21 protein-coding genes are annotated in these 21,920 nt (G+C 70.3%); 7 read left to right on the top strand and 14 right to left on the bottom strand.

The window, feature by feature from the left end; translation table 11 throughout:
- Positions 1 to 5: 5 nt before the first annotated feature.
- The 10 genes from OG587_RS10700 to OG587_RS10655 form a co-directional block, all read right to left on the bottom strand.
- A complete protein-coding gene (locus tag OG587_RS10700) occupies positions 6 to 656 on the bottom strand; it encodes a PIG-L deacetylase family protein (protein WP_329089225.1) in 651 nt (216 codons plus the stop codon).
- Entirely contained in the window at positions 653 to 1,591 is a 939-nt protein-coding gene (locus OG587_RS10695) for a sugar phosphate nucleotidyltransferase (protein WP_329089223.1), read from the bottom strand. The genes OG587_RS10700 and OG587_RS10695 overlap by 4 nt, the downstream gene beginning before the upstream one ends.
- Positions 1,588 to 2,841 (bottom strand): class I SAM-dependent methyltransferase, encoded by a 1,254-nt coding sequence (locus OG587_RS10690; protein ID WP_329089222.1) that lies wholly within the window; start codon positions 2,839 to 2,841, stop codon positions 1,588 to 1,590. Before OG587_RS10690 ends, OG587_RS10695 begins: the two co-directional genes overlap by 4 nt.
- 168 nt (positions 2,842 to 3,009) lie before the next feature.
- On the bottom strand, positions 3,010 to 3,867 hold the full coding sequence (gene rfbD / locus OG587_RS10685; protein ID WP_329089220.1) for a dTDP-4-dehydrorhamnose reductase: 858 nt from the start codon (positions 3,865 to 3,867) through the stop codon (positions 3,010 to 3,012).
- Positions 3,864 to 4,970, bottom strand: coding sequence for a dTDP-glucose 4,6-dehydratase (gene rfbB, locus OG587_RS10680; RefSeq protein WP_329089218.1), 1,107 nt, complete (start codon positions 4,968 to 4,970; stop codon positions 3,864 to 3,866). Before rfbB ends, rfbD begins: the two co-directional genes overlap by 4 nt.
- Positions 4,967 to 6,034, bottom strand: a complete 1,068-nt coding sequence (locus OG587_RS10675; RefSeq protein ID WP_329089216.1) for a glucose-1-phosphate thymidylyltransferase — start codon at positions 6,032 to 6,034, stop codon at positions 4,967 to 4,969. The genes rfbB and OG587_RS10675 overlap by 4 nt, the downstream gene beginning before the upstream one ends.
- Positions 6,034 to 7,488 carry a sugar transferase gene (locus OG587_RS10670; protein WP_329089214.1) on the bottom strand — a complete coding sequence of 485 codons (1,455 nt, stop codon included), beginning with the start codon at positions 7,486 to 7,488 and terminating at the stop codon, positions 6,034 to 6,036. Before OG587_RS10670 ends, OG587_RS10675 begins: the two co-directional genes overlap by 1 nt.
- Positions 7,489 to 7,733: 245 nt before the next feature.
- Positions 7,734 to 8,084 carry a hypothetical protein gene (locus tag OG587_RS10665; RefSeq protein ID WP_329089212.1) on the bottom strand — a complete coding sequence of 117 codons (351 nt, stop codon included), beginning with the start codon at positions 8,082 to 8,084 and terminating at the stop codon, positions 7,734 to 7,736.
- A gap of 58 nt (positions 8,085 to 8,142) precedes the next feature.
- Positions 8,143 to 8,766 carry a GntR family transcriptional regulator gene (locus OG587_RS10660; protein WP_329089210.1) on the bottom strand — a complete coding sequence of 208 codons (624 nt, stop codon included), beginning with the start codon at positions 8,764 to 8,766 and terminating at the stop codon, positions 8,143 to 8,145.
- The gene (locus tag OG587_RS10655; RefSeq protein WP_329089209.1) at positions 8,763 to 9,743 is read right to left on the bottom strand and encodes a DMT family transporter; all 981 of its coding nucleotides are present in this window, start codon (positions 9,741 to 9,743) and stop codon (positions 8,763 to 8,765) included. Before OG587_RS10655 ends, OG587_RS10660 begins: the two co-directional genes overlap by 4 nt.
- A gap of 287 nt (positions 9,744 to 10,030) precedes the next feature.
- On the opposite strand from OG587_RS10655, the gene OG587_RS10650 reads away from it, so the two are divergent.
- From OG587_RS10650 to OG587_RS10635, 4 genes are all read left to right on the top strand, one after another.
- On the top strand, positions 10,031 to 10,399 hold the full coding sequence (locus OG587_RS10650) for a barstar family protein (protein WP_329089207.1): 369 nt from the start codon (positions 10,031 to 10,033) through the stop codon (positions 10,397 to 10,399).
- 56 nt (positions 10,400 to 10,455) lie between these two features.
- Positions 10,456 to 10,656 (top strand): hypothetical protein, encoded by a 201-nt coding sequence (locus OG587_RS10645; RefSeq protein WP_329089205.1) that lies wholly within the window; start codon positions 10,456 to 10,458, stop codon positions 10,654 to 10,656.
- A 236-nt stretch (positions 10,657 to 10,892) separates the two neighbouring features.
- A complete protein-coding gene (locus OG587_RS10640; RefSeq protein ID WP_329089204.1) occupies positions 10,893 to 12,899 on the top strand; it encodes a sensor histidine kinase in 2,007 nt (668 codons plus the stop codon).
- On the top strand, positions 12,896 to 13,255 hold the full coding sequence (locus tag OG587_RS10635) for a DUF742 domain-containing protein (protein WP_329089202.1): 360 nt from the start codon (positions 12,896 to 12,898) through the stop codon (positions 13,253 to 13,255). Before OG587_RS10640 ends, OG587_RS10635 begins: the two co-directional genes overlap by 4 nt.
- A gap of 76 nt (positions 13,256 to 13,331) precedes the next feature.
- Here the strand turns inward: OG587_RS10635 and OG587_RS10630 are convergent, their stop codons facing one another.
- Positions 13,332 to 13,823, bottom strand: a complete 492-nt coding sequence (locus tag OG587_RS10630; RefSeq protein ID WP_329089200.1) for a GNAT family N-acetyltransferase — start codon at positions 13,821 to 13,823, stop codon at positions 13,332 to 13,334.
- A gap of 95 nt (positions 13,824 to 13,918) precedes the next feature.
- Positions 13,919 to 14,341 (bottom strand): STAS domain-containing protein, encoded by a 423-nt coding sequence (locus OG587_RS10625; protein ID WP_329089198.1) that lies wholly within the window; start codon positions 14,339 to 14,341, stop codon positions 13,919 to 13,921.
- A 301-nt stretch (positions 14,342 to 14,642) separates the two neighbouring features.
- Between OG587_RS10625 and OG587_RS10620 the strand changes: the two genes are divergently transcribed.
- Positions 14,643 to 14,870, top strand: a complete 228-nt coding sequence (locus OG587_RS10620; RefSeq protein ID WP_329089196.1) for a hypothetical protein — start codon at positions 14,643 to 14,645, stop codon at positions 14,868 to 14,870.
- 316 nt (positions 14,871 to 15,186) lie between these two features.
- On the opposite strand, the gene OG587_RS10615 is transcribed toward OG587_RS10620, so the two are convergent.
- Positions 15,187 to 16,131 (bottom strand): hypothetical protein, encoded by a 945-nt coding sequence (locus OG587_RS10615; RefSeq protein ID WP_329089194.1) that lies wholly within the window; start codon positions 16,129 to 16,131, stop codon positions 15,187 to 15,189.
- Positions 16,132 to 16,442: 311 nt separating this feature from the next.
- On the bottom strand, positions 16,443 to 18,068 hold the full coding sequence (locus OG587_RS10610; RefSeq protein WP_329089192.1) for an alpha/beta hydrolase family protein: 1,626 nt from the start codon (positions 18,066 to 18,068) through the stop codon (positions 16,443 to 16,445).
- 78 nt (positions 18,069 to 18,146) lie between these two features.
- Here OG587_RS10610 and OG587_RS10605 point away from each other — a divergent pair, with 78 nt between their 5' ends.
- Complete coding sequence (locus OG587_RS10605) at positions 18,147 to 18,710, top strand: helix-turn-helix domain-containing protein (RefSeq protein WP_329089191.1); 564 nt, start codon at positions 18,147 to 18,149, stop codon at positions 18,708 to 18,710.
- A gap of 562 nt (positions 18,711 to 19,272) precedes the next feature.
- The gene (locus OG587_RS10600; protein ID WP_329089189.1) at positions 19,273 to 21,795 is read left to right on the top strand and encodes a discoidin domain-containing protein; all 2,523 of its coding nucleotides are present in this window, start codon (positions 19,273 to 19,275) and stop codon (positions 21,793 to 21,795) included.
- Positions 21,796 to 21,920: the final 125 nt, after the last annotated feature.

Below are 21,920 nucleotides of genomic sequence, written 5' to 3'. Positions count from 1 at the left end.
CCGGTTCAGCCTCCAGCCAGATCGAAGGTCAGCTTGTTGACGTGGAACGCCTCGGCGTAGCGGGCGTGGCACTCGATCCCGCGGATGCGGGCCAGCCCCAGGAACGCCTCGCGGTCGTACCAGGAGCGGTGGCGCTGTGAGGGGTAGTGGCGGTGGAGCAGGCCCACCTTCGCCTCGGCGATCTCGGGGGTGAGCGGCTGGTAGGCCGTGGGCCGCCCGAGGTCGCCGTCCCATTTGGCGATCTCGTAGCCGAGCACCTGGTGGTCGCGGAAGGCTGTGGGCACCAGCCTGGCCAGGCCCCGGTGGTCCTGGTGGGCGTCGGCGGGGTTCGGCGCGAACAGCAGGTCGGGGTCGGTGCGCGCCCGCAGCTCCTCCACCGCCTCCTTCGCCTCCTCCCAGCGCGCGGGCAGCCGCCCGTCGGGCAGCTTGAGCACGGTGAGCCGCAGGTCGGCGCCGGGGCAGAAGGCGGCCAGCGCGGCGCGCTCCTCGTCCTCCCGCTCGGTCCCGCCGCCGGAGAGCACCAGGGCGTCCACCTGGACGCCGGGGCGCGCGGAGCAGAGGGTGAGCAGGCTGCCGCCCGCCCCGATGGCGAGGTCGTCGCAGTGCGCGGCGAGCAGCGCGATCCGGCCCGTTCTGGCCGCCCGGAACCGGATCACGTGACCGTCACCGCCGCCGGTCCCCCCTCGAACACCGCAGCCGGTCCATCCTCAAGCGCCGCCGCGGCCCCGTACCCGGGCACCTGTCCGAGCACCGGCCCGTGCTCGCGCTCCAGAACCGTCACCGGTCCGCGTACGGGCAGACCGGACACCGGCGCCCGCTCGCGCTCCCACAGCGCCCAGGGACGGTCGCCGCGCGAGTAGGCCTCGTCGAGGGCCACCCGCTCCTTGACCGTGTCGGTGGGCCGCCAGTAGCCGCGGTGCGGGTAAGCGAGCAGCCTGCCGCGCTTGGCCAGTTCGGCGCAGCCGTCCGCGACCAGGTCGCCGCCCACCGGGATGTGGTCGAAGATCTCCTGGCGGAGCACGAAGTATCCGCCGTTGACCCAGAGCGGCATCTCGCTGACCGGCGTGATGCCGCCGACCGTGCCGTGCTCTCCCAGCTCGATGCAGTGGAAGGTGTCGGAGGGTGGCACCACCATCATCGACGCGCCCGCGCCCGACCGGGTGAAGCGGTCGACGATCTCCGGCAGCGGCGCGTCGGTGAGCACGTCGGCGTAGTTGGCCAGGAACATCTCCTCGCCGTCCAGATGGTCGCGGACCCGGCGCAGCCGCTCGCCGATCGGCGACGCGATCCCGGTCTGCACGAACGAGATCGACCAGTCGGAGATGTCGGTGGACAGCAGCTCGATCCTGCCGCCGCGCAGGACGAAGTCGTTGGACGTCGTCTCCTGGTAGTTCAGGAAGAAGTCCTTGATGTGGTGCGCGCCGTACCCCAGGCAGAGGATGAACTCCGTGTGCCCGAAGTGCGCGTAGTAGCGCATCACATGCCAGATGAGCGGCCGGGGTCCCACGAGCTGCATGGGCTTGGGCGCGTCACCGGGGGTGCCGGTGCGCATCCTGGTGCCGTATCCGCCGCAGAAGAGGACGACCTTCACGGGTTCACCTCGACGATCTCCAGATTGGGGATGGGGAAGACCAGCCGGCCTCCCCAGGCGTGCACGAAGGACAGCTGGCCGACGAGTTCCTCGCGGAGGTTCCACGGGAGGACCAGCACGTAGTCGGGCCGCTCCTCGGCGAGCCGCTCGGGCGGCAGGATCGGTACGCGCGTGCCGGGGGTGAACCTGCCGTGCTTGTACGGGTTGCGGTCGACCGTGAAGGGGAGCAGGTCGGGCCGGATGCCGCAGTGGTTGAGCAGGGTGTTTCCCTTGCCCGGCGCCCCGTAGCCGGCGACGGTTTTGCCCTCGCGGGCGGCGTCGAGGAGGAAGCCCAGCAGGTCCCGCCGCACCCGCGCCACCCTCTCGCCGAACTCGGCGTACCCGGACAGCTCGTGCAGGCCGGCGGCCTTCTCGGCCGCGAGCAGCGCGGCCACCCGCTCGCCCTGCCCGTCCTGCCCGCCCTGCTCGTTCACGACCTCCAGCGGCCTGGCCCACAGGCGGATCGAGCCCCCGTGCGTGGGCAGCGACTCGACGTCCACGAGAGCGAGCCCGCCGGTGGCCAGCGCGCGCTGGGCGGAGGCGACCGTGTAGTACTGGAAGTGCTCGTGGTAGATCGTGTCGTACTGGTTGTGCTCCATCAGCGTGAGCAGGTGCTGGACCTCGATGGAGACCCAGCCGTCGTCGGCCACGAGGGCGCGCAGCCCCCGGGTGAACCCGATGACGTCCGGGATGTGGGCGTAGACGTTGTTGGCCACCACCAGGTCGGCGGGCCCGTGCTCCGCGCGCACCGCCGCACCGGTCTCCGGGCCGAGGAACGCCGTGACGGTCGGCACCCCGGCGTCCCTGGCCGCCCGGCCGACGTTCTCCGACGGCTCGATGCCCAGGCAGCGGACGCCCCGCTCGACGACGTGCCGCAGCAGGTATCCGTCGTTGCTGGCCACCTCGACCACGAACGACCCGGCCCCCAGCCCGAGCCGGTCGGCCGCCCCGCGCACGAACTCCCGCGCGTGCTCCACCCACGAGGTGGAGTACGAGGAGAAGTAGGCGTACTCGGTGAAGGTCTCCTCCGGCGTGATCATCGGCGGGATCTGCGCCAGCCAGCAGCCGGTGCAGACCCGCAGGTGCAGCGGGTAGGTGACCTCGGGCTCCTCCAGCTGCCCCTCGGTGAGGAACCGCTCGCAGGGCGGTGTCGCCCCGAGGTCGACGACGCTGGCGAGACTCGTCGAGCCGCACAGCCTGCAGGTTGTCATGAATGCGCTCCCTCGCCGCGTGACGCGGTCCGACGGTTCTCCGACAGGGTCGTTCTCGTGCCCGGCGACCGGGTCGGACACCGCCCGGCACACCGCACCACCACCACCGGCGGCGGGGCGGGCGGTGTCCGGCCCGTCCCGCGGTACCACGGACCGGCCTCGCTCCCGCTAGTCCGCCGCGAGCACACGGGACTCCCTCAGCGCCTCTCTCCAGTGCCGCATCGGCGGCAGCCCGGCCCTGCGCCAGCCGTCGTGCCCCAGCACGCTGTACGCGGGCCGGGGCGCGGGGCGCGGAAAGTCCTTGGAGGAGATCTCCGTCACCCGGACGGGATCGGCGCCGAGCAGCGTGAAGATCTCCCTGGCCAGGCCGTACCAGCTCGTCTGGCCCGAGTTGGTGGCGTGGTAGACGCCGGGCGGCGCCCCGCTCCCGGCCAGGTCGACGATCCTCGCCGCCAGGTCTCCGGCCCAGGTGGGCTGGCCGAACTGGTCGCCGACGACGCCGGGGGCCACTCCCTCCCCCTCCAGGCGGGCCATCGTGCGGATGAAGTTGTGGCCGGTCGCGGCGTACACCCAGGCGGTGCGCACCACGTAGCCGCCGCGCGGCAGCGCCTCCAGCACGGCGCGCTCACCCGCGAGCTTGGTCCTGCCGTACGCGTTGACCGGGCGGGGCCGCGCGTCCTCGGGGTAGGGGTCCAGCGCGGCGCCGTCGAAGACGTAGTCGCTGGAGGGCTGGATCATCCGCGCGCCGACGCGCCCGCACGCCTCGGCGAGCGCGCGCACCCCGGTGCCGTTGACCGCGAGTGCCTCGTCCTCTCGCGTCTCCGCCTCGTCGACGGCGTTCCACGCGGCGCAGTTGACCACGACGTCGGGCCTGCAGGCCTCGACCAGGTGGTGCACGGCGGACGTGTCGCGGAGGTCCAGCTCGTGCCTGCGGAACGCGAGGACGGGCTGCCCCTCGGCACGCAGGCGGGCCACGAGCTCGGTTCCGAGCATGCCGGAGGCGCCGGTGATCATCCAGCGGGTCATCCGGTCTCGCCTCCCCGCCGGCCGCCCGCCGCACCGGCCATTCCCGCCGAACCCACCGAACCGGCAGGGGCCGCCGAGTTCACCGGACCGGGCGAGCCCCCGCCACCCGACGCCGGGCCGGCACCCACCTCCCCCGCGGTGGCCTCCCACCAGCCGGGGTTCTCCTCGTACCAGCGGACCGTCTCCGCCAGGCCGCGCTCGAACGACACGGACGGCCGGTAGCCGAGCGCGCGGAGCCGGGAGTCGTCCAGGGAGTAACGGCGGTCGTGCCCCTTGCGGTCGGGGACGCGCTCGACCATGCCCCATCCGGCCCCGCAGGCCTCGAGGAGCCGGGCGGTGAGCTCGACGTTGCTCAGCTCCGCCGTACCGCCGATGTGGTAGACCTCGCCGGGTTCGCCGCGCTCGGCGACGAGGCGGATGCCCTCGCAGTGGTCGTCGACGTGGACCCAGTCGCGGACGTTGCCGCCGTCGCCGTAGAGCGGGACCCTGCGGCCCCGCAAAAGGTGGGTGATGAAGCGCGGGATCACCTTCTCCGGATACTGGCGGGGGCCGTAGTTGTTGCCGCAGCGCGTGATGGAGACCGGCAGGCCGTGGGTGACCGCGTACGCCTGGGCGACCATGTCACCGCTCGCCTTGGCCGCGGAGTAGGGCGAGCGCGGGCTGAGCCGCGCGTGTTCGTCCCAGGACCCCTCGTCGATCGACCCGTACACCTCGTCGGTCGAGACCTGCACCACCCGCGGGGTGCCCGCCTCCAGGCAGGCCTGCATCAGCGCCTGCGTGCCGAGGACGTTGGTCCGTACGAAGTCGGCGGCGCCGTCGATCGACCGGTCGACGTGGGACTCGGCGGCGAAGTTGACGACGAGGTCGTGACCGGGGACCAGCCCGGCCAGGAGCCCGGTGTCGCAGACGTCGCCGAGGACGAAGTCGTGGGGTGTCCCCTCCAGGTTGGCCGGGTTGCCCGCGTAGGTGAGCTTGTCGAGGACCGTCACGGTGGCCCCGCTCGCGGCGAGCGCGCGGGCGAAGTGGGAGCCGATGAATCCGGCTCCCCCGGTGACCAGGACCTTCGATGGGGTGGGGGTCGTCCCCCTGTCGGCTGTTGTCATGAACTGATCTGGACCTTGCTGTGATCGCCCAGCACGAGACGGTGGGCTCTGGGGGTGGTGGGGGCGGGGGTGACCTCGACGTCGTGGCCGATGAGGGACGCCTCGATGCGCGAGACCCCGGCGATCGAGGACCTGGGCAGGACGATCGAATACTCGATCTCGCTGCCGCTGATCGTGCAGCCTGCCGCGATCGAGGTGAAGGGGCCGATGTAGCTGTCGCTGACCCGGGCTCCGGGACCGATGATCGCGGGCCCGACGACGCGGGACCGCTCGATCTCGGCGCCCGCCTCGACGACCACCCGGCCGATCAGCTGGCTGGCGTCGTCGACCAGGCCGTCCACCCGGGGTTCCAGGGACTCCAGCACCAGCCGGTTGACCTCCAGCATGTCGGTGACGTTCCCGGTGTCCTTCCAGTAGCCGGAGATGACGGAGGACTCGACCCTCCGCCCGTCGGCGATCAGCCATTGGACGGCGTCGGTGATCTCCAGCTCCCCGCGCCACGAGGGCTTGATCTCGGCCACCGCCTCGTGGATCGCGGCGGTGAACAGGTAGACACCGACCAGGGCGAGGTCGCTCTTGGGAACGGGCGGCTTCTCCTCCAGCCCGATCACCCGGCCGGCGGCGTCGAGTTCGGCGACCCCGAACTGCCGGGGGTCTCCGACCTTGGTGAGCATGATGTGGGCGGCGGGCCGCTCTCGGGCGAAGCGCTCGACGACGTCGTTGATGCCGCCGACGATGAAGTTGTCGCCGAGATACATGACGAAGTCGTCGTCGCCGAGGTAGTCGCGGGCGACGAGCACCGCGTGGGCCAGGCCCAGCGGTGCCCGCTGGCGGACGTAGGTGACCTCCAGGCCGAGCGCGCGGCCGTCGCCGACGGCCGCCTCGATCTCGGCGTGCGTGTCGCCCACGACGATCCCGATCTCACGGATGCCCGCGGCGGCGATGGCCTCCAGCCCGTAGAACAGAACAGGCTTGTTCGCCACGGGGACGAGTTGCTTGGCGGAGGTGTGGGTGATCGGCCTCAGCCGGGTGCCCGACCCTCCGGCGAGCACGAGTGCTTTCACTAGTAGGCCCCTTCTCCGCCGGTCACGGCGCTCCAGGTCTTCCAGAGGATCTGCAGGTCCAGAAAGAGCGACCAGTTCTCGACGTAGCGGAGGTCCAGGCGGACCGACTCCTCCCAGGTCAGGTCCGAGCGCCCGCTGACCTGCCACAGGCCGGTCATTCCGGGTTTCACGACCAGGCGGCGGCGTACGTCGGCGCCGTACTGCCTGACCTCGTCGGGGAGGGGAGGGCGCGGGCCGACGAGGGACATCTCGCCGCGCAGCACGTTGAGCAGCTGGGGTAGCTCGTCGAGGGAGTATCGGCGCAGGAAGGCGCCCACGCGGGTGATCCTTGGATCGTTCCTAATCTTGAAGAGGACACCGTCGAACTCGTTCTCGCGCTCCAAGTCGATCTTGAGCTGCTCCGCGTCGACCACCATCGTGCGAAATTTCACGACATGGAACTCCACGCCTCCCTTACCTACCCTGATCTGGCGGAAGAGGGCGGGTCCCGGGCTCGTCGCGCGGATCAGCGCGGCGATCGCCAGCATGGGCGCCCCCAGCGTCAGCAGGGCCAGGCCCGCCCCCGCCCGGTCGAACAGGCTCTTCGCCAGCCGCCGGGCGCCGCGGAAGTCGGGGTGCTCGACATGCAGGAGCGGCATGCCGGCGACCGGGCTGATGCTGATGCGCGGGCCGGCCACGTCCATCAGCGCGGGCGCCACGAACAGGTCGGTGCGGGCGTCCTCCAGGCCCCAGGCGAGCCTGCGCAGCGCCGCGCCGTCCAGTTCCGGGCAGGCCAGAACGGCGACGGCGTCGGCGTTGACCTCGGCCACCACGGTGGGGACGTCGGAGAAGTTGCCGAGGACCGGAACCCCGTCGACCTCCACCAGGTCTGGCCCCGCGGGCAGGCACGCGGCGACGACGGTCATGCCGTGGTGCGGTTGCCTGCGCAACTGCATCACCAGGTCGAGCACCGACTCACGATGTCCGACGGCGACCATATGACGCATGTAGTCGCCGCGCGAGCGCCTGCGGTGGAGCCGTTTGCGCATCCGGTAGCGAAAAAAGAGGGTGAGGGCGAAACCGAGCGGGAACATCGCCATGACAAAACTGCGAGCGATCGGAGTTTGCGTGATATATGCACCGATCGCAACAGTCGCAGTCAGACCGGCGGCACCATTGAAAACCGCTCGGAATTCGTCCGTCCCCTCACCGTGCGTACGCTGACGATAGGCGCCTCCCGACGCCAGGGCCAGCGGCCAGATCAGGGCGAGACCCAGCCCGAGCAGGGCCTCCGTCCCGGGGATGAAGGCGCCGAACCACAGTCGGACCCCCAGAACGGTCTCACAGGCGATCACGGAACACGCGACGTCTCCGGCAAGCAGAATACGGACATAAGAGCGCGTCCAAATGCTTGGAGCAGTGCGTGCAGGACCTTTGAGAAGCCCGAGGACGAGCTCCTCAGTTTCCACTCTCATACCACCCCGTCCCACTCAAGATGCCCCGGCGCGACCGAAAAAGTTGCCGCACATCTCATTCAATGGTTGACAGCATTCCCTAATGCATCAGGAGCGTGGATACCCATGGAAATCCTAGTGATCACCATTGAGTAGGGGAATACCGGCTACTGTCCACTATTGGCCGAACTACGGCAGAGATGGCATCTTGACGGAACGGTCCAAACGTGTAAGTTTGACCGCCACATATCGGAAATAATTGGAAATTAGTCGTATTCGAAATCCGGGAGGGCCGAAGGCGGTTCGGGACTGCGCCATACGACGACGTAATCGTCGCGCGCGGACTCCACCGCCGCACCGAGCCTGTCGAGATCGAAATCCGGGAGATATCGAAGGCGGGCGAGGAAGGTCGCGTCGGTCGCCGAGTGGGGCACCACGCACCCCTCACCCTGTCGATCAAGAAGGATGTACAGGATGTCCGAGTCCGTATCGCCCACTATCCGCACCTCGACGACGTCCTCCCACGCGAGGGCGTCAACGCTGCCGTCCGCGTAGTGACGGGTCACGCCTTCTTCGGTGACATATACGTAGGAGTCCGGCACTGAGTTGCCGTGCATGGCCGCGATTGTGACGACTTCAGGGCTCCGCGTGCAATAGAGCCATGCAAGTCGGTGCCTAATGATCGCCCCAGCGGTGATCGAGATGCGCGGCGACCGCCTCCCTGGCGGCCTCCCCGGGACCCCGGCCGATCGCGTCGAGCAGGTTCCCGTGCTCGGCGACCAGCACGTGCCGGTCGGAGTAGACCGCGCGCAGCCTGACCATGCCGAGCCTCGTCTCGGTGGCCAGCATGCCGTAGAGCCGCTCCAGCCGGGGGCTGCCCACCGCGACGAGCAGCGCCTGGTGCAGGGCCATGTGCTCGGCCACCAGCTCCGACCAGGGGGCGTCGGCGGGCAGCGCGGCCATCCGCGCCAGCGCCGCGTCGGCCTCCCCGACCCGCCGCCCCGCCAGCGAGGTGGCCATCAGCTCCTCCAGCGGGCGCCGAACGAACATCAGGTCGTCCAGGTCGGCCGTGGTCACCTCGGCCACCTGGGCGCTGCGGTGCCGCTCGCGCCTGAGCAGCCCCTCGTGCACGAGCACGGCGAGCGCCTCGCGGACGGTCGGGCGGGCCACCCCGTACAGGGCCGAGAGCTCCTGCTCCGGCAGCGTGGTACCCGGGGCGATCTCGCCGGACAGCACCCTCCGGCGCAGGGCGTCGGCGAGCGCGCCGACGGCGGAGACGGGATGGAGCGGGAGAGTCACGCCGACGACCCTATTGCCCTCCGGTCTCGGCCTCCAGGGTGGACGCGCTCGGGCAGGGAGACCGCGACCAGGCTGGCACCGAGCAGGACGAGCCCGGCGACCGTGGCGGGCGCGAGCCGCTCGCCGAGCACGACGACGCCGAGCAGGGCCGCCACCGCGGGCTCGGCCAGGGCGAGGGTGGCGGCGATCGCGACCGGGGTCGTGCGCAGCCCCCTGCCGTACAGGAAGTAGGCCAGCGCGGTGGTGGCGCAGCCCAGGTAGAGGGCGGTGAGCAGGCCGCGCGGCTCGGCGAGCCAGCCGGTGCCCGTCCACAGCAGGACGGGCACCATGACGACGGCGGCCCCGCCGAACATCAGCCCCATCACCGCGTCGGAGGAAGCTCCCGCGCCGATCGCCCGCGCCGCGGTGACCGCGTAGAACGCGTACAGCAGGCCGCCGAGCAGCGCGAGCAGGACACCGTCGGCCCGCACCTCGCCTCCCCCGCCGGTGAGCACGGCGCAGCCGGCGATCGCCACCGCGGTCGCCCCCGCCCAGCGGCGGCCGGGCCGCACGCGGTCGAGCAGCCAGGACAGCAGCCCGGTGAAGACGGGACCGCTGCCGACGGCGACCACGGTGCCCACCGCCACCCCGGTCCTGCCGACCGCGGCGAAGTAACACAGCTGGTACGCCGCCACGGCCACCGCCGCCGCCACGAGCGGGCCGAGACGTGTCCCCGGCCTCCCGCCCTCCCGCACCCCGGAGAGGCCACCTGGAGGGCCTCCAAGGGACCCCTTGGAGGAGCCCGCGGAGGAGCCTGTGGAAAAGCCCGCGGAGGAGAGCAGGAGCCGCGCGGCGGGAGCGGTGACGGCCGCGAGGACCAAGCCGCCGATCACCAGGCGCGCGGCGGCGAGGGAGACGGGATCGACCCCGGCGACGAGCAGGCCCGCGGTTCCCGCGGTCCCCCAGAGCACGGCGGCTCCGATCACGGCGATTTTCATGGGCCGATTGTAGGCAGATTGTATGACAACTAGACAATGCTATTTCAACCTGCGGCCGGAGAGCCGGGAACGGGGCCGGCGAAGGGCTAGGTGTCCGGGGGCGAAGACACGCCCGTCATCCCGTTTTCGCGGGTTCGCGCGCGGGTAGTTCGGCGGGGTGAGAGGTCCGATAGACAGCACGAACCAGCAGCTCAGGGGGCATGGCCGATGGTGATCCAGGGCACCGCCCGCGAGACGAGCCAGCCGGGCAGCCGTGGCGCGCCCGCCGACACCGGCCGGGGACGACGATGACCACGGTGTCCAGGGGGACGTTCCGCCAGGGGTCGGCCGGGGAGGTCGAGTCCATGCTCGGCGGCGCCACGCCGCACCCGCTGGACGGCGTGAAGATCACCACCTCGGCCGAGGCGATGGACGCGATCGCCGAGGCCCTCGACCTGCCCGACCGTTTCGGGCACAACCTCGACGCGCTCTACGACGTGCTGACCGACCTATCGTGGCTGCCGCCGGGCGAGCACACGCTGGTCTGGTCGGAGCCGTCGACGCTGCGGGCGGGAGACCGCCCGGCCTACGACGCCATCCGCACCGTTCTCACCGAGGCGGTCGCCGACGGCACCGGGGGAGAGTCCTTCCTGTCCGTCCTCATCCTGACCGACTGAGCCGTCGCCACGCAGTGGGCACAGAAGACGCCGTTCCTGCCCTCGGGGCAGCTGCAGTGCCAGCGGAGGGCCTCGTCGACGATCCGGAACTCGACGCACGCGGCGCCGTCGTCGACCTCGGCGGTCACCTGCGGTGGCCCGAACCGGACCAGTTGCACCGCCCCCGCCCTCGCCAGCTCGCCGCCACGGGCCAGCGCCGCCTGACCGGCGCGATCAGCCTCGATTCCGATCAGGTCCGCGATCCTCTGCATCGTTGACCCCCCTCCCATCTAAAGAGACGCGTGTAAGGGGCCGATGGTTCCGAACCGACACAGCGCGATAAATCATCTCAACGTGACTCGCGTGCACGTCTGGTCCCAAGTGACCCACATTGCTATGTTTGGCCATTGTTAACCACGCATCTCAAGGTGTGCGAGGTATTATGGCCACCCGAAAATACTCAATCAGGGTAAAGATTTTTGCCTTACTCCTGGTACCTATTATATCCCTTGTAGTGATTTGGGTATTTGCGGCCAACCTTACGGTCCAGGACGGGCAGGAGCTGCTCAAGATCCGTGGCGGTTACGAGCACGTGGTCGTGCCCACCAGGAACGTGACCACCGCGCTCCAGCACGAGCGGATGCTATCGCTCTCCGTCCTGGGAGACGTCGGCGTCCCCCGGGCTGAGCTGGACGCCCAGCGCCTCCGGACGAACGGCGCCAGAGCCGAGCTGGAACGGCTGACCGCCGAGATCCGCCCCGGCATCTCCCCCGCCACCTGGGGACGCCTGAGCCGGCTCCTCTCCTCGCTGGACCGGATCACCGACATCCGCAGCGGGGTCGACACCCGTACCGAGCCCCGGCTGCGGGTCCTCGACGCCTACAGCGGGATCATCGCGGCCGCCTTCGACGCCTACGAGAAGATCCGGATATCCGCCGACGTCGAGCTGACCGACCAGACGCGAGCCGTCGTCATGGTCGGGCGGAGCCGCGAGATGCTCAGCCAGCAGGCCGCGCTGATATCCGGAGCCGTCGTCGAGGGGGCCATGAGCCCCGGCGAGCGCGAGAGGTTCGGCCAGCTGGTCACCGGCCGCAGGCTCCTCTACTCCCTGGGCTTCGACCAGTTCGACGCCGAGTTCCAGTCCCTCTACACCCCCCTGCGCGACTCCTCCGACTACTCCTCGTTCGAGAGGATCGAGGACGCCGTCGCCGCGTCGGCCGTGCCCGAGCCCTCCTGGGCCGGGATCGCCACCCGGCTCTCCGACGACTTCGACAAGCGCGCCGGGGACGTCAGCAGGCGCATCAGCGAGCGATCCATGCCCCTCGCCAGGGACACCATGATCCGGATCGGCCTTGCCGGAGGGCTCGGCCTGGTCGCGGTCGGGCTGTCCGTCTTCGTCTCGGTACGGTTCGGCCGGAGGCTGGCTGGCGAGCTCGTCGGCCTCCAGCAGGCGGCCCTCGACCTCGCGGGCAAGCGGCTGCCGGACGTGGTCCAGCGGCTCCGCCGGGGCGAGGACGTCTGCTCCGAGGCCCCAGAGCTCATGGTCGGCAGCACCACCGAGGTCGCCGGGGTCGCCAGGGCGTTCTCCTCCGTGCAGCGGACCGCGGTCGAGGCGGCCGTCGGCCAGGCCCAGATGCGCAAGGGCGTCAACAAGGTCTTCGTGAACCTGGCCAGGCGCAGCCAGTCCCTGCTGTACCGGCAGCTCGCCATGCTGGAGGCCATGCAGCGGCGGGCCAGCGACCCGGCGACCCTCGAGGACCTCTTCGGCCTGGACCACCTGACCACCCGGATGCGCCGTCACTCCGAGGGCCTGATCATCCTGTCCGGCGCCGCTCCCGGCCGGGGATGGCGGAAACCGGTCACGATCTACGACGTGGTCCGCGCCGCGGTCGAGGAGGTCGAGGACTACCCGCGCGTGACGATCGGCGTCCCGCACGGCCCGTCCGTGATCGGCGCGGTCGTCACCGACGTGATCCACCTGGTCGCCGAGCTGGTCGAGAACGCCGCCATGTTCTCTCCCCCGCACACCTCCGTACGCGTCCACGGTGACATGGTCGCCAGGGGCTACGCCATCGAGGTCGAGGACAGGGGGCTCGGCATCTCCCCCGAGAAGACGGCCCGGCTCAACGCGCTGCTGGCCGACCCGCCGGAGTTCGACCTGGCCGACAGCGACCGGCTCGGCCTGTTCGTCGTCGCACAGCTCGCCGTCCGGCACGGCATCCGCGTCTTCCTGCGGCCCTCCCCCTTCGGCGGCACCACGGCGATCGTGATGCTCCCGGGCGAACTGGTGGTCGAACCGGTCGAACCCCTGTTCACCTACTCGGTCGAGGTCGAACGGTTACCCTCGGGCGGGGGCCTGCCCAAACGGGTGCGTCAGACCGTGCCCACCGAGCGGACCTCCCCCAAGGACCCGGCCTCGGGAACCCGGGAGCCCCGCGAGGGCGGGAGCGCCGTCCCGAGCGGTGTGTCCTGGTCACTTCCCGACGGATGGCGGCGTGCCGGGCAGGAGAATGGACCGTGACAGCCGAGCACCCGCTCGACCAGGAGCCCGGTCCGATCATCCGCCCCTACACCGTGACCCGTGGCCGGACCAGGGCCGCGGGAGCCCATTTCGACCTGATGGCCGTGGTGGTGACGGTCAGTGCCCCCCAGCGGGAGCTGCAGCCCGAGTATCTGTCGATCCTGGACGCCTGCCGCACGCCGATCCCGGTCGTCGAGCTGGCCGCGCGGACCGCGCTGGCCGTCGGGGTGCTCCGGGTGCTCCTCGGCGACCTGCGCGACAGCGGCCTCATCAACGTGCGGCCCCCCACGCGTCCATCCGCGCTCCCCCGCGAGAGCCTGCTCCGCGATCTCCTCGCCGGTCTCAGAACCCTTTGATCCCGGGCGGTGAGGTGGCGGCCCGGGTAGCCGAGCCGCCACCTCACCGGTCTCGGAATCCCGTGATCCCCATCGCTCAGTCGATGGCCAGGCGGGCGTGCCGCTCCACGTCGTAGCGGACGCCCTCGTAGCTCAGTTTGGACCGCTCGATGCCCTCGGGCAGGAATCCGGCCCTGGTGGCCACCGCGCAGGAGGCGACGTTGCCGACCCGGTGTGCCAGCTCCAGGCGGAACAGCCCTCGCTCCCTGAACGCCCACTGGGCCATCTTCCTGGTGGCGGCCACCGCGACACCCCGTCCCCTGGCGCGCGGGAGCGTCCAGTAGGAGACCCAGCCGGTGCCGTGCGCGTCGATGTTGCTCACCGCGACGTTTCCCACGACCTCGCCGTTGGACACCACGGCGAACGCCCGCGCGTCGTCGCGGAACCCCCAGACCCCCATCCACTCCAGCGCCGCCTGGGCGGTGTCGATGGGCCGGGCCGCCTGCTCCGCCATGTCCGGGGAGCTGAACGCGTCGAGCACGACCGGCATGTCGTCGGGCCGCCATCCGCGCAGCTCCACTTCCGTCATCCGTGCAGGGTAGTGCCCGGCGCCCGGTCACGGAGCCGGGGCTCGGGTAGACGTCGAAGACGTGCTCCACCACCCCGACGTCGTAGCCGGTCTCCTCAGCGTGGATCGGAGGGAGGCCTCGTGTCCGGGGCGGCCGGAGACACGGATGGGGGCTTCGTGTCCGGGGTGGACGGCCTCACGGCCCGCAGTGCCGCGGGGACGTCGGGGTCGAGGGAGAACGCGCCCGCGAGGCCCGTGATCGTCAGGATCCGTGCCAGGACCCCGTGGACACCGGCCAGCCGCAGGTAGCCTCCCGCCGCGCCCGCGCGCCGCTGGAACTCCAGCATGGTCCACAGGCCGGTGGAATCGCAGAATCTCAGGCCGGTGACATCGAGGACCAGGTGACACGCCCCGTCGTCCAGCTGCGTGACCATGACGTCACGGAGCCGGGGGCTGGACAACTTGTCCAGCTCACCGGCGAGCACGATCACCGAGGCGCCTTCGTGCCTGCGGACCGAGAGATCAAGCCGCGTCGTCATCCCCCCACGATCCTTACGCCGGTTGCCTCGAGGTTATTTTAAAGATCTTGGTGAGAAGACACTCTCCGGCCAACTGCAACACGCCCGTAAGCGAATCGCGTCCTGGGCTTGGGACCCCCCGGACCCGGCTCACGGCTTTCACATCCGGAAGTCGTCCACATCGGATCGGAGGTCCCAGATAGATCTAGGACCTGCGGGGCACTCAGCAGCTATGAGCGACGATTCGGAGAGCCGCGACTTCACCGGGAAGGGGTTCGGCGACGGACTTTCGGGCCGGCCCAAGACAATGGGAGAGATAGCCGTGAATCTGGCTGTCAGCGAATCACTCGCCAACCACGGTCACCACGCGCTGGTCAACGCCCACGAGGCGGCGGCGAGCAGCCACCAGCTCATGGCCGAGGCGGGTGTGGGCGATGTGGACGAACATCTCGATCTCGCGCGATGGCACCGCTGGTGCGCCATCGTGGAGGACCAACTGGCCGACGAGGCGGATCAACGGACTCCCGCCAAACGGAACAAGGACGACTGAACACGACGAGCGACACCGGGGGACGGGAACGGCGGGTGCCCCCGTACCAGCACGGGGAGGCCTCGGGAGACACCAGGAGGCCTCGGGAGACGCCGAGAGGCACCGAGAGGCACCGAGAGGCACGGGGAGAGACCTCAGGAGGCACCGGGAGGCGCGGTCGTGGTGAGGGGGACCGCGCCTTCCCCTCCGGCGTGGGAAACACCCACGGGAGACGTTCTCGGGAAGGCGCGGCGAGGCGATGATCGTCGCGGCCGGGCCGTGAGATCACCGCCCGGCCTCAGCCGCGGGATCTCCGCGAGCGGGCCGTCACCCCGGTCTACGCGGTGTTCCGGTACACGTCCCGCTGCCATCCGCCGTGGTAGGAGCAGACCCCGTTGAGCCCACCCGACATGCTCACCTTGCCGTCCTTGCACACGACCAGGTAGCCCGTCCCGTTGGGGAAGTTCTCGATGCACTGGAAAACCAGGCAGGCGTCGGCCGCGGGCGGATACACCCTGCTCCCCGTGGAGCAGAACGTGAACCCGTAGGGGTTGGAGGGCGCGTCGCAGAGCGGGCCGGTCGGCGCCACGGCGGGCGTCGGGGTGGGTGTCGGGATGGGCGTGGGAGTCGGGGTGGGGGTCGGCGTGGGCGTGGCGGTGACCGTCGCGGTGACGGTCGCCGTCGCGGTGACGGTCGCGGTCGCCGTCGCGGTCGCCGTCACGGTCTCGGTCACGGTCTCGGTCACCGTGATCGTGGTGGTCACGGCCGGGGTCGTGGGCCGTACGGTGACGGTCACCCGGGGCGCGGGGGTGGACTTCGCCGGCTGCGGCGTCGTCACGGAAACGGAGAAGGCGCCGCTTTTCTTGTACGTGCCGGTACCGAGATACGTTTCCTGCCAGGCCGTCCGCCCGGCGCTCACCGACAGGCCGGTCGTCACCGTCCGGCACTTCTTCTTCACGCAGACACGTTGTTTCACGGAGAACCGCCTGGTGGTGCCGTACCCGCTCGTCACCTGCACCCTGAGGTAGGACTTGCCGCCGGCCCTCGTGACGGAGGTCTTGACCACCCGCTTGTCCGTCGCCTTGGGAGCGGTGCTCACCCCGCTGTCCACCAGCGTGGAGGCGCCGCTCGCGCCCTTGCCCGCCTCCACGAAACTCCTGATCTCCCGCTTGTCGCTCGCGGAGGGACCCGTGGCGCTCACGGCCGAGGCGGAGAAGGTGTCCCGGATGTCGATGGCCCCCAGCCAGCCGATCACGGCGATCAGGATGCCAACGGCCGCCACGGACAATACGAAAGCTCTCATACCACCACAAATGTTCCGTATGCCAGAATTACTACAGATAAATGATTTATTAGCACTTATACCACTTCCCTTCCTCGGTTTCAGCGATATGGACCTTCCCGGCGGCGCACGGCCCCGTTCCCTTCACCGCGGAAGGCCATCGTGGAAGGCCACTGCGGAAGGCCGCCACGGAAAGGCGCTGTGGAGCTGTGGAAAGGTGCCGCGGAAAGGGCGCCGGGCCGGACACCCTCGCCCGGCGTACGGTCGCCTCCGCGGGTACAGCCGGGCCAGGCGCCACGCCGGGCCTTCCGTCAGGGCAGCAGCAACCCCCAGTACAGGGCCCACGGAACGAACATCGCCCCACCGGTGAGCAGCAGGCCGAGCCGTACCCCCTCCCCCCGCGACACCGAGGCGCGGGCGCGGCGCCAGGCGAGCGCGGTGAGGACCGTCGCGACCACGGAGGCCACCGCGAGGGCCTGCAACACCAGCCAGATCAGCGGGCGCCCCGCCACCACCGGCCCGGGAGCGGCCAGCTTGCCGCCGGTCATCACCAGGTAGAACAGGTAGGAGAACGATCCGAGCACCGCCGTGAGCCCTCCGGCGCTGAGCAGCCGCGCGGCCCCGGTCACCGGAGGTCGCGACCGGCCGCGAAGGCGCCGTGCCAGCGCGACCACCGGGTAGCCGGTGAAGGCGACCAGGATCAGCAGCAGGGCCGTCAGCTGGACCGGCGCCGACTCCCAGAGCGCGGGGGGCTCCACCGGCACGGTCCGTGAGGCCTGCACGGGAGCGGGCCCGGACGTCCCCGCCGTCGGAGGCCGGCCCGCCGTGACGTCGCCGACCCAGGAGCTGACCAGGTCGGCGTAGCCCGGGGCGAGTTCCGGCGACCGGGTGACGCCACCGTCGGGAGTCCGGTGGGCGGCGTGGTCCGCACCGGGGAAGAAGCGGAACGTGTAGTGCTTGTTGCCCCCCTTCTCCAGCGCCCTGGCGAAGATCGGCGGGCTCTCCTCGGGCGGGGTCAGCAGGTCGTGCGTCCCCCAGATGCCGAGCACCGGCCGGCGTACCGCGGCGATCGTCGGCTCGGGGTCGTAGTACGGCTCGGGGAACATGCCGCCGTCGGCGATCGTCCGGTACAGGTTGAACTCGGCCCGGTCGATCAGCGATCCCGACACCCCCGCCTTGCGCAGCCCGGCCGCCACGGCCCAGGTCTGCTGCCGCAGCGGTGGCAGCCCGTTGGCGCCCACGAGCACGACGAAGGCGATGTCACTCGACCGCGCCGCCGCGATGGGGACCACCCAGCCGCCCTCGCTGAGCCCCCACATTCCGGTTTTCGCCGGGTCGACGCCCGGCTGGGAGCGGAGCGCGGCCAGGGCGCCGAGCGCGTCGTCGGCGAGCAGCGAGTAGGACCGTTCGAAGAGCGAGTAGCCCTCCGAACGCTTGTCGTAGATCAGCACGGCCATTCCCTGGCGGGCGAACGCGACGGCCTCGCCCATCAGCTTCTCGCGGGGCGTACCGGTACCCGCGCCGTGTACCAGGACCATGCCCGGACGCGCGGATCCCGCGCCGGTGGGCGAGATGACCGTGCCGTGCATGGCGAGGCCGTCGCCACCACGGAAGCTCACCTCCGTCGCCACGAGGTCGGAGGGTACGCCGGGGGGTGTGGCGTTCGTCGGGGTCGTCGAAGTCGCGGGGGTCGGGGCCGTGAGGACCGCGGTCGCGGGGATTGTGGTCGTGAGGGCCGCGGGGGGCGAGGCCGCGGTCGCGGGGACCGTGGTCGTGATCGCGGGGGTCACGGGAGCCGTGGTCGGGGCCGTGGCCGTGGTCGCGGACCCGGGCATGACGGTGGCGGCGGCGGGGACCGTCGGAAGCGTGAGCAGGCAGAGGGCGGCGGTGACGGCCGCAGCCCGGAGTCCCGTGGAGACCGGGACGATTCTTCTCATATGCCGAATCTACTCTGCAGAGAGTTCTCGGCAAAGGTTTCTCTGCAGATATCGTTCTGCAGGACTAGGCTGTTCCTCATGAAGGATGACGAGCCGTTCCTGCTTGACGATCCGGGGAAACTCAAGGCCCTGGCCCATCCCATGCGGCGGCTCATGCTGCGTCATCTCAACCTGCACGGTCCCGCGACCTCCACGACGCTCGGCGAGCTGCTCGGCGCGAAGACCGGCACGACCAGCTACCACCTGCGCCAGCTTGAGAAGTACGGCTTCATCGAGGAGGTCCCGGAACGCTCGGCCGGCAGGGAGCGCTGGTGGCGCAAGGCCGAGGGCCCTCGCGACCTGCGGCTCCCCACACCGGGCCAGCTCGCCCCCGAGGACCGTCCCGCGCTCGCCGAGTTCCACCGGATCGGCCTGGAAGAGGACCGCGAGCTGTTCGAGCGCTTCCCCGAGGCCTACCTGCGCGATCCCGAGTGGGCCACCGGCTCGCGCGGCCTGGGCCGGATGACCAAGGCCGAGTTCAAGGAGTTCTTCGAGGCCTACATCGCGCTGCTGATGAAATACAGCCCCCGGCCCGAGGACGCCTCCCCCGGTGCGCGCCCAATGTACGTCCGACTCTTCGCCATGCCCGCCGACGAGGACTGACCGCGCCTCGCTCGCATCCGTCCGACCCCGGGGTCCCCCTGACTCCCGCGCCCGGCTCCCGCACTGAACTCCCGTCCCGGCTCCCGGCTCCCGGCTCCCGGCTCCCGCACCGACTGTCGCTTCCGGCTCCCGCGTTGAACTCCCGCACTGGCTGTTGCCCCCAGCTCCCGCGTTGAACTCCCGCACTGGCTGTTGCCCCCAGCTCCCGCGCTGAACTCCCGCGCCGACTTCCGCTCCCGGCTCCCGTAGTGACTCCCGCCCCGGCTTCCGCGCCGAGCTTCCGCGCCGAACTTCCGCGCCGGCTGCCGCCACGGCCCGAATCCGGGGCGCATATGAGCCCGCGGCCAGGTGGTTACCGAAATCTCCCCTCAAGGCCACCATCAACGACTTTTGACCCATTGACGTCATGTTTCCGACAAGTTAAATTAAGTGTAGAAATAAGGCGTTGATTTACCGTTCCCCGTAAGTCGCCCTTCACCTGCTGTTAGACCTTCCACCCCCCGGATCCGCAGTGGAGACATGCATGAGAGGTCTGTTCCGTCCTGCCGCCTTATGGACTGCCATGGCAGTCGCGGCAGCTCTGATCGCAGTACCGTCGACCCCCGCCTTCGCCGACACGTTGTTGTCACAGGGCAAGACCGCGACGGCCTCATCGACCGAGAACGCCGGAACCCCCGCGAGCGCCGCGGTCGACGGCAACGCCGGCACCCGCTGGTCCAGTGCCAGCACCGACGCCCAATGGCTCCAGGTGGACCTCGGCACCTCGACCAGCGTCAACAAGGTCGTGCTGAACTGGGAGGCCGCGTACGCCAGCGGATACAAAGTCCAGCTCTCCACGAACGGCACCACGTGGACGGATTTGAAGACCGTCACCGGTGGTGACGGCGGGATCGACACCTGGGACGTCACCGGCACCGGCCGGTACGTCCGCGTGCAGGGCGTCACCCGGGCCACCGGCTACGGCTACTCCCTCTGGGAGTTCCAGGTCTTCGGCCCTGACGGCGGTCCCGGCCCTGGCGGTCCCTGCGGGACCACCAATGCCGCGCTGAGCAAGACCTACAGCGCCTCGTCGATCCAGAACGCCGAGCTTCCCGCGAGCGCCGCCTTCGACGGCAACAACGGAACCCGCTGGGCCAGCGCGGCCGGCGACCCGCAGTGGGTCCAGGTCGACCTCGGCTCCGCCCAGACCCTCTGCAAGATCGACCTGAGGTGGGAGGCCGCGTACGCGAGCGCCTTCAAGCTCCAGGGATCGACCAACGGCACCACCTGGACCGACCTGAAGACCGTCACCGGTGCCACCGGCGGCGTTCAGTCGCATGAGGTGACCGGCTCCGCCCGCTACGTCCGGATGCTGGGCACCACGCGAGGCACCCCCTACGGCTACTCACTGTGGGAGTTCGCCGTGTACACCACATCGGACGACCCCGGTCCCGAGATCCCCGGCGGCGGGCCGCTGGGCCCGAACGTCCACGTCTTCGACCCGTCGATGTCCAGCGCCACCATCCAGAGCCAGCTCGACGCGGTGTTCACCCAGCAGGAGTCGGCCCAGTTCGGCACCGGGCGCCACGCCTTCCTGTTCAAGCCGGGCACCTACAACGTGAACGCCAAGGTCGGCTTCTACACCTCGATCATCGGCCTGGGCCAGAACCCCGACGACGTCACCCTCAACGGCGTGACCGTCGACGCGGGCTGGTTCGGCGGCAACGCGACCCAGAACTTCTGGCGCTCCACGGAGAACCTGTCGGTCCAGCCTCCCGGCGGCACCAACCAGTGGGCCGTCTCCCAGGCCGCCCCGTTCCGCCGCATGCACATCAAGGGCGCGCTGAACCTGGCTCCCACCGGCTACGGCTGGGCCAGCGGCGGCTACATCGCCGACAGCAAGATCGACGGCGCCGTCGGCCCGTACTCGCAGCAGCAGTGGTACACCCGTGACAGCTCCGTCGGCGGCTGGGTCAACGGCGTGTGGAACATGGTCTTCTCCGGGGTGCAGGGCGCTCCCGCCACCGACTTCCTCGGCAAGTCCTACACCACGCTGGAGAACACCCCGATCAGCCGCGAGAAGCCGTACCTCTACGTGGACGGCGCCGGCGCCTACCGGGTGTTCGTCCCGGCCAAGCGGACCGACGCACGCGGCGTGAGCTGGGCGAACGGCCCCACCCCCGGCACCTCGCTCCCGCTCAGCCAGTTCTTCGTCGCCAAGCCCGGCGACTCGGCCGCGACCATCAACGCCGCGCTCAGCCAGGGTCTGCACCTGCTGCTCACCCCCGGCATCTACAACCTCAACCAGCCGATCAACGTGACCCGCGCGAACACCGTGGTCCTCGGCCTCGGTCTCGCGACGATCATCCCCGGCGGCGGCGTCAGCGCGGTCAAGGTGGCCGACGTGGACGGCGTGAAGCTCGCCGGCTTCCTCGTCGACGCGGGCCCCCAGAAGTCCGACGTGCTCATCGAGGTCGGCCCGCAGGGGTCGAGCGCGGACCACGCCGCCAACCCGACCACGCTGCAGGACGTGTTCGTCCGCATCGGCGGCGCCTTCGCCGGCAACGCCACCACCAGCGTGGTCATCAACAGCGACGACGTGATCATCGACCACACCTGGCTGTGGCGCGGTGACCACGGTGACGGCATCGGCTGGAACGTCAACACCGCCGAGACCGGCCTGATCGTCAACGGCGACGACGTCCTGGCCACCGGCCTGTTCGTCGAGCACTACCGCAAGTACGACGTCGAGTGGTACGGCGAGCGCGGCCGGACGATCTTCTTCCAGAACGAGAAGGCGTACGACCCGCCGAACCAGGCGGCCTACATGAACGGCACCAGCAAGGGATGGGCGGCCTACAAGGTCGGCCCCGCGGTCAACACCCACGAGGGCTGGGGTCTCGGCAGCTACGTCTACTTCAACGTCGACCCGACGATCGAGGTGGAGAACGGCTTCGAGGCGCCGGTGAAGCCGGGCATCAAGTTCCACAGCCTGCTCACCGTCTCCCTGGGCGGCAACGGCCGGGTCAACCACGTGATCAACGGTGTCGGCGGTCCCGCCTTCGGTACCGCGACGATCCCGTCCAAGCTCGTCTCCTACCCCTGAGTTCCTGAGCCCGCCTGATCAGCGGTGGTCACAGCGCTCTCCTCGCTGATCAGGCGTTCCACCCCACGCCGTGGGTCTCCGCCAGCGGAGGCCCACGGCGTTCCGCGTCACGCGACCCGCGAGCG

Source organism: Streptosporangium sp. NBC_01469 (assembly GCF_036227305.1).
In the GTDB taxonomy this organism is placed as follows: domain Bacteria; phylum Actinomycetota; class Actinomycetes; order Streptosporangiales; family Streptosporangiaceae; genus Streptosporangium.
This window is presented reverse-complemented; position numbering and strand designations above follow the sequence as displayed.